Here is a 6,105-nt window from a genome sequence, read left to right on the forward strand (position 1 = left end):
GGTGCGCCTCAGGACCCCCGCCCCGGGGCGTGTCCGGTGGCGCCGCCCGTCAGGCGACGGGTCGCGCCCGCCGGTCGGGTCCGGTCCGCGCGCCCGCCGCTCCCCGGCCGGCTACGCGGCCCATCGTGAGGGCGTTGGCGACCGCGTTGCCGCCGCCTACGTAGCGGGGGCCGAGGACACCGGCGCCCGCCTCGCCCGCGGCGAAGAGCCCGGGGACCGCGGTCCCGGTGCGGTCGCGCACGGCGGCGGCGGAGTCGATCTCCAGACCGGCGTGCGTGCACACGATCTCGGCGGGGAGCACGCGGGCCGCGTAGTACGGAGCGGTGTCCAGTGGCTCGGGGTCGGTCTGCGCCCCCTTGTCGCGCAGGGTCAGGTGGCGCAGGAAGTCCGGGTCCCGCCCGTTCGGCAGCCGGGAGTTCCAGGTCCGCACCGTTGTGAGCAGCGCGGCCTCGGGCACGCCCATGAGGGCGGCCAGTTCCTCCAGGGTGTCGGCGCGCAGGGTGCGGCCCGCGTCGGCCTCCTCTGTGACGCGTTCTGGCGTCCAGTCCGCGTACCCGGCGGGCAGCGAGGCCCGGGCCCGGTCGTCGAACACGCACCAGGCGGAGCCGCCCTGGGCGTCGATGATGCCGGTGGAGACGGCGTAGGAGGCGTCCTCGTCCATGAAGCGGCGCCCGGCCCCGTTGACGTAGACGCGCGAGAGCGGCGGGAACCCCGACTGCCAGTGGTGCTGGCGCTGGAAGTAGACGGTGGGGAGCCGCAGCCCCCAGCCCGCGCCGGTCACGGAGGCGCCCACCTGTTCGGCGAAGCCCATGTGGTCGCCCCGGCTGCCGGGCGCGGCCACGACGAACGCGTGCTCGCCCGCCTCCAGGGCGTCCGGGTAGTACTCCTTGAGCAGTTCGGGGTCCTGGGCCAGGCCGCCGGTGGCGACCACGACGGCGTTCGCGCGGACGGTGACGCCGTCGGCGACGACTCCGCGCACCCGGCCGTCCTCGAACAGCAGGCGCCGCACCCGGGTGTTGAGCACGGTCTCCACCCCGAGGCGGCGGCAGGCGGCCGCGAGCACCTGGACCAGCCCGAGCCCCTGGTCGGCGGGGACGTGGGCGCGCCAGACGTCCTCGACCCCGGCCCGGGTCAGGCCGGGCGTGTGCGCGTTGGTGGAGGTCCGGGCCGGGAACCCGGCGCCCAGTCCGATGAGCCACTCCAGGGTGGGTCCGGCGTTCTCGCAGAAGGCGCGGACCAGCCCGGGTTCGAGCATCCACTGGTTGAGGTCCATGTAGTGCTGGTAGAAGCGCTCGGCGCTGTCCTCCACGCCCGCGCCGCGCTGGACGCTGGTCGCGGCGGCGGTGAAGAGCCCGGCCGAGAGCTGGGTGGAGCCGCCCAGTTCGGACTCGGACTCGAACAGCAGGACGCGCGCGCCCTCCTCGGCGGCGGTGGCGGCCGCGGCGAGCCCGGCCCCTCCCCCGCCGATGACGACGACGTCGGCGGTCTCCTCGTCGTCTTGGTCGTGGTGGCCGACGTGCTCAGACATGGCGGGACCCCCCGTCGACGGCGATGCTGTGCCCGGTCACGTAGCGGCTGCTGTCGGAGAGCAGGAAGAGCAGGACGCCGACGACCTCCTCGGGGGAGCCGACCCGGTGCAGCGGCACGTTGTCCAGGGCGGCGGCCAGGGCCTCGGGGTCGTCCTGGAGCCAGCGCGTCATCTCGGTGTCGATGAAGCCGGGGGCGATGGAGTTGACGCGCAGCCCCTTGTCGCCCAGTTCGACGGCGAGGGACTCGGTCAGGTGGGCGACGGCGGCCTTGGACGCGCAGTAGGCGGCGCGGCCCCGGCGCACGCGCACCGCCGACACCGAGGACATGTTGACGATGACGCCGCCGGGCCGCATGCGGCGGGCTGCGGCCTGGGCGCCGTGCAGGACCCCCTGGACGTTGACGTCGAGGACGGCGGACATCTGCTCGGCGGTGATCTCGCCGACGGTGGCGTAAGGGAAGACCCCGGCGTTGTTGACCCAGTAGTCGAGGGAGCCGAACTCGTCGACGGCGGTGCGGGCGAGGTCGTCGTGCTGCTCGGGCACGACCACGTCGACGCGGCGGGGGGCGACCCGGCCGGGCCGCCCGCTCAGGGCGCCGTCGGCCAGGTCGCGGTTGATCTCGTCGGCGACCCGCTTCATGTCGACGTCGTTGATGTCGGCCGCGACGACGTTGACGCCGCGGGCGGCCAGGGCGGCGGCGAAGCTGCGGCCCATGCCGCGCGCCGCCCCGGTGACGACCGCGGTGCGGCCGGTCATCTCGGGGTGGACGGCCTCCATCACGCGGTGGACGACGCGGGCGGGGCCGGTGCCCTCGTACTGGGTCATGGTGTGCGGCCTTTCCTTGGTGGGGCGGGACCGGGATGGCGGGTCCGGGTCTGCCGGGGACGGGTGCGGTGGGCGCGGGTCCGGTCGGGCGCGGCCGGGGTTCAGGCGGTGTCGTCGCGCCGGACGTCCCGGCGCGCGACGCGCCAGTCCTGTCCGTCGTGGACCAGGCGGTCGCTGAGGGTGGTGAACCTCAGGATCGCGGTGTCACCCGTCACACGGGTGCCGATGACCTGAAGATAGGCGCTGACCTGGGCTTGTGTGGTGTCCGCGGACTCCACGAAGAGGTTGGTGACCACGTGGCGGCGCACCTCGCCCGCCTCCCGGGCGGCGTGCGCGAAGTCCTCGGCGAAGGCCCGCAGGCGGGCGCGCCCCACGACCGGCGCGGGATAGGTCGGTGAGTGGAACTCGCCGTCGGGGGCGAAGGTCCGCGCCCAGGCGTCGGCGTGGCCGCCGTCGATCAGATGGGACTGGCGCGCGTAGAGCTGGTGGATGCCGGTGACCAGCGAACCGTCCATATCCTCCCCCTCGGCGTGCGATAATCGCACTAGGTGTGCAATTAAGGCTTAACGTATGTGTCACACGTCACCTGCGTCAAGGGGCGGGAGGTGTATCTTCGCGGTGCGAGAGGAGCCAGATGCCCGAGACACCGGCCCACAGGCCCAACACCCGCACGTCCAAGACCCTGCACAACGGGATCGAGGTGTTGGAGCTGCTCAGCCGCAGTCCGCACGGACTGTCGCTCACCGAGATCGCCGAGGGGGTGGGGGTGCACCGCACGGTCGCCCACCGGCTGGTGCGCACGCTGGAGGAGCACCGGCTGTGCAAACGCGACCCCTTCAAGCGCATCACCCTGGGGCCCGGACTGGTCGCGCTGGCCGAGTCGGTGGAGGCGGACCTGCGCCAGGTCGCCGGCCCGGTCCTGGCCGAGCTGGCCGAGTCGCAGGCGGCCACCGCGCACCTCGTCGTCCCCGAGGGTGAGTGCGAGGCGCGCGCCCTGATGGTGGTGGAACCGCGCGGGGCCACGGCCCACATCGCCTTCAGGACCGGTCGGGTCGATCCCATCGACAAGGGTTCGGCCGGACTGGCGCTGCTCGCTGCCATGCCGCCCCGTCCCGGGGAGCGCGAGGAGGTCGTCCTGGCCCGCGAGCGGGGTTACGCCGTCTCCCACGCCGAGGTGACCAACGCGGTGACCGGGGTGTCGGCGGCGGTGGTCGGTCGGCGTTCCGACCCGGTGGCCAGCGTCGGCGTCTCGCTCCTGGAGCTGGACGACCCCGCCCCCTTCGGCGCCGCCGTGCGGGAGGCGGCCAGCCGGATCGCCGGGATGGTGCACCTGCCCTGAGCCGGGGCCGGGCGGGACGGGCCGGACCTTTTCCCCTGGCCGCGACCGGGGGAAAAGGCGCCGGTTATCGGCGCATTGGAGCCGACTCGTCGCACCCCGGCGCACCTCACGTTCCTCCGACCAGTCGGAATGCGCCGCCCCGAGGTCCCGGTTTCGGACCCCGGGGCCCTTGGCAGCTCCCCCTCCGTGCTGGAGAGTGTCCGCGCGGGCACGCAAGGTCCGCAGTATCCGAGGAGAATCCCGTGCGCGTTTCCACAGCCCTCCGCGCGGCGACCACCGCCGCGTCCGCCGCCGTCCTGTGCCTCCTTCCGCTCTCCTCGCCCGCGCAGGCCACCGTCGGGGACGAGCACTGCGTCCTCGTCCTCGACGCGCTCCGACCCGGTCAGGAGGAGTCCGCCGTGCTGTCGCACGCCTGCTTCCCCGACGCCCGGTCCCGCGACAGGTCCCACCAGGCCGCGGCGGACACGCTGCTGATGACCTGGTACGCCCTGCCGGACTTCGCCGGGGGCAGCACGCAGGTCCGCGGGGACTTCGGCGGCTGCGACAGGGAGGGCTACGGCATCGCCTACGTCGGCGACGACTGGAACGACCGCGTCAGCTCGTTCCGCACGTTCAACGGCTGCAACACGGTGTCGGGGTACCACCACGCGAACTACGGGGCCGACGCGTACTACTGCGGCAAGTGCGGCGACAGCGGCTTCAGCGAGTCCTACGTCGGTTCGGGGGCGGACAACGCGATCAGCTCCTTCTGGATCAGCCGCCTGTGACCCGGTTCCGCCCCGCCCGGCCACGGGCGGGGCGTTCCTCAGCGGCCCGTGCGCCGCTCCGCCGCCGGGCTCACCGCCCGGCGAGGTCGGCCAGGACCGCGGCGGCGGCACGCGCCCCGCTGACCAGCGCACCCTGGAGCGAGGGCGTGTCGCGGTGGTCGCCCGCGACGTAGAGGCCCTCCTCCAGGCGGACCGGACGGCGCAGGTCGCCCAGGGGCGGCGGCGCCGCGGGCAGGGCGTCGGGCACGTGGACGGTCTCCAGGTGCTCCCAGTCCCCGTCCCGCTCGCCCAGGAGGCCGGCGGCCTCCGCGCGCACCTCGGCCTCCGGGGGCTGGCGGGGCCCCACCGTGGAGGAGGCGATCAGCGCCCGGCCGGGCGGCGCGTAGGACGGGGCGGTGGCCGTCAGCACCATGACGCTGCTCAGCCTGGTCCCGCTGCGCCGGGAGCGCCCGTCCACGTGCAGGAGCGGGTCGTCGTCGGGTCCGGCGGGACGGGAGTGGTAGTAGGTGGTGGCGGGGTTGAGCACCGGCGCGGGCAGCGAGGGCAGGAGCTTGGGCACCGCTCCGGGGCCGACCGCGACCACGACGGCGCGGGCCCGGACGGTGCCCGCCTCGGTGCGCACCAGCCCCGGAGCCGCCTCGTGCGCGGGCGTCCCCAGCAGGAACCGCGCGCTCCCGGCGCGCGCCGCGAGCTGGTCGGAGACGGCCTGGATCCCCGCCTCCGGGACGGCCAGCCTCCCCCGCGCGAAGCTGCGCCAGACCAGGTCGTTGACCCTGCTGGACGTACTCAGGGACTCGTCCAGGAAGACGCCGGTCAGGAAGGGGCGCACGAGGGTGTTCACGGCCCGTCTGCCCAGGCCGAGGCGGCGCAGCGCGGTGAGGGTGTCGGTCTCGGGCCGGGCCTTGATCCGGTCGGCCGGTTCGAGGGCGTCCGCGGCCACGGCGCGCAGCAGGCGGAAGAGGTCGGATGGGCGGACGAGCGATCCGGACAGCAGGGACAGCGACGACAGCGCCCCGGAGGGCGACGGGTGCAGCCGCAGCAGCCCCCGGTCGGTGCGCACGGCCATCCCCTTGGGGAAGGACCGCAGGCGCAGGGCGTCCAGGTCCAGGCGGCGGCGCACGGCCGGGTAGGCGGTGTTGAGGACCTGGAAGCCGCGGTCGAGCACGTAGCCGTCCCGCACGTGGCTGCGGACGCGTCCCCCCACGGACTCCCCGGCCTCCACGACGGTCACGTCGAGCCCGGCGGCGGCGAGGTCGGCTGCGGCGACCAGCCCGGCCGTGCCCGCCCCCACGACCACGGCGTCGCAGCGCTGCGGCAGATCAGTCATGGCGCCAGCGTAGGCCAGCCGCCCGCGCCCGGCCCGGACGCGGACCGGCGAGCCGCGCGGGGCTCCGGAGCCTCCTGAGGGGACCGGCCCCGTACCGCGGTGCCACCCCGTGCGCGCCACGGGGTGGCACCGGTCGTGGACCGGCCGGTCAGCCGGTGTAGTTCGGGTCCGCGGGCACGGGGGCGGTCCCCTCAGGAGGCTCCGGAGCCCCGCGCGGCTCGCCGGTCCGCGTCCGGGCCGGGCGCGGCGAGCAGTTGGAACTCGGCGGGCGTGCACGTGACCGGGGCCCCGTCCACCCGCACCGCGTGGCGCGACGGT

6 protein-coding genes are annotated in these 6,105 nt (G+C 75.0%); 2 read left to right on the forward strand and 4 right to left on the reverse strand.

Annotation, left to right across the window (positions count from 1 at the left end; genetic code table 11):
* Nucleotides 1-49 precede the first annotated feature (49 nt).
* The 3 genes from ABD54_RS24895 to ABD54_RS24905 form a co-directional block, all read right to left on the reverse strand.
* Nucleotides 50-1,528 carry an FAD-dependent oxidoreductase gene (locus ABD54_RS24895; protein WP_047871980.1) on the reverse strand — a complete coding sequence of 493 codons (1,479 nt, stop codon included), beginning with the start codon at nucleotides 1,526-1,528 and terminating at the stop codon, nucleotides 50-52.
* Nucleotides 1,521-2,354, reverse strand: coding sequence for an SDR family NAD(P)-dependent oxidoreductase (locus ABD54_RS24900; RefSeq protein WP_047871981.1), 834 nt, complete (start codon nucleotides 2,352-2,354; stop codon nucleotides 1,521-1,523). The genes ABD54_RS24895 and ABD54_RS24900 overlap by 8 nt, the downstream gene beginning before the upstream one ends.
* 101 nt (nucleotides 2,355-2,455) lie before the next feature.
* Nucleotides 2,456-2,869 carry a nuclear transport factor 2 family protein gene (locus ABD54_RS24905; RefSeq protein ID WP_047871982.1) on the reverse strand — a complete coding sequence of 138 codons (414 nt, stop codon included), beginning with the start codon at nucleotides 2,867-2,869 and terminating at the stop codon, nucleotides 2,456-2,458.
* A gap of 119 nt (nucleotides 2,870-2,988) precedes the next feature.
* On the opposite strand from ABD54_RS24905, the gene ABD54_RS24910 reads away from it, so the two are divergent.
* Nucleotides 2,989-3,693, forward strand: coding sequence for an IclR family transcriptional regulator (locus ABD54_RS24910; RefSeq protein ID WP_047871983.1), 705 nt, complete (start codon nucleotides 2,989-2,991; stop codon nucleotides 3,691-3,693).
* A 242-nt stretch (nucleotides 3,694-3,935) separates the two neighbouring features.
* On the forward strand, nucleotides 3,936-4,460 hold the full coding sequence (locus ABD54_RS24915; RefSeq protein WP_047871984.1) for a hypothetical protein: 525 nt from the start codon (nucleotides 3,936-3,938) through the stop codon (nucleotides 4,458-4,460).
* Nucleotides 4,461-4,530: 70 nt separating this feature from the next.
* On the opposite strand, the gene ABD54_RS24920 is transcribed toward ABD54_RS24915, so the two are convergent.
* Nucleotides 4,531-5,787 (reverse strand): FAD-dependent oxidoreductase, encoded by a 1,257-nt coding sequence (locus ABD54_RS24920; protein ID WP_053063653.1) that lies wholly within the window; start codon nucleotides 5,785-5,787, stop codon nucleotides 4,531-4,533.
* Nucleotides 5,788-6,105: the final 318 nt, after the last annotated feature.

The organism is Nocardiopsis sp. RV163 (genome assembly GCF_001029525.1).
Classification (GTDB): domain Bacteria; phylum Actinomycetota; class Actinomycetes; order Streptosporangiales; family Streptosporangiaceae; genus Nocardiopsis; species Nocardiopsis dassonvillei.

Bases quoted from the DNA above. Each gene is read 5' to 3' on its own strand.
- ABD54_RS24920 (WP_053063653.1), bottom strand. From the start codon at position 5,787: ATGACTGATCTGCCGCAGCGCTGCGACGCCGTGGTCGTGGGGGCGGGC.
- ABD54_RS24895 (WP_047871980.1), bottom strand. From the start codon at position 1,528: ATGTCTGAGCACGTCGGCCACCACGACCAAGACGACGAGGAGACCGCC.
- ABD54_RS24910 (WP_047871983.1), top strand. From the start codon at position 2,989: ATGCCCGAGACACCGGCCCACAGGCCCAACACCCGCACGTCCAAGACC.
- ABD54_RS24905 (WP_047871982.1), bottom strand. From the start codon at position 2,869: ATGGACGGTTCGCTGGTCACCGGCATCCACCAGCTCTACGCGCGCCAG.
- ABD54_RS24900 (WP_047871981.1), bottom strand. From the start codon at position 2,354: ATGACCCAGTACGAGGGCACCGGCCCCGCCCGCGTCGTCCACCGCGTG.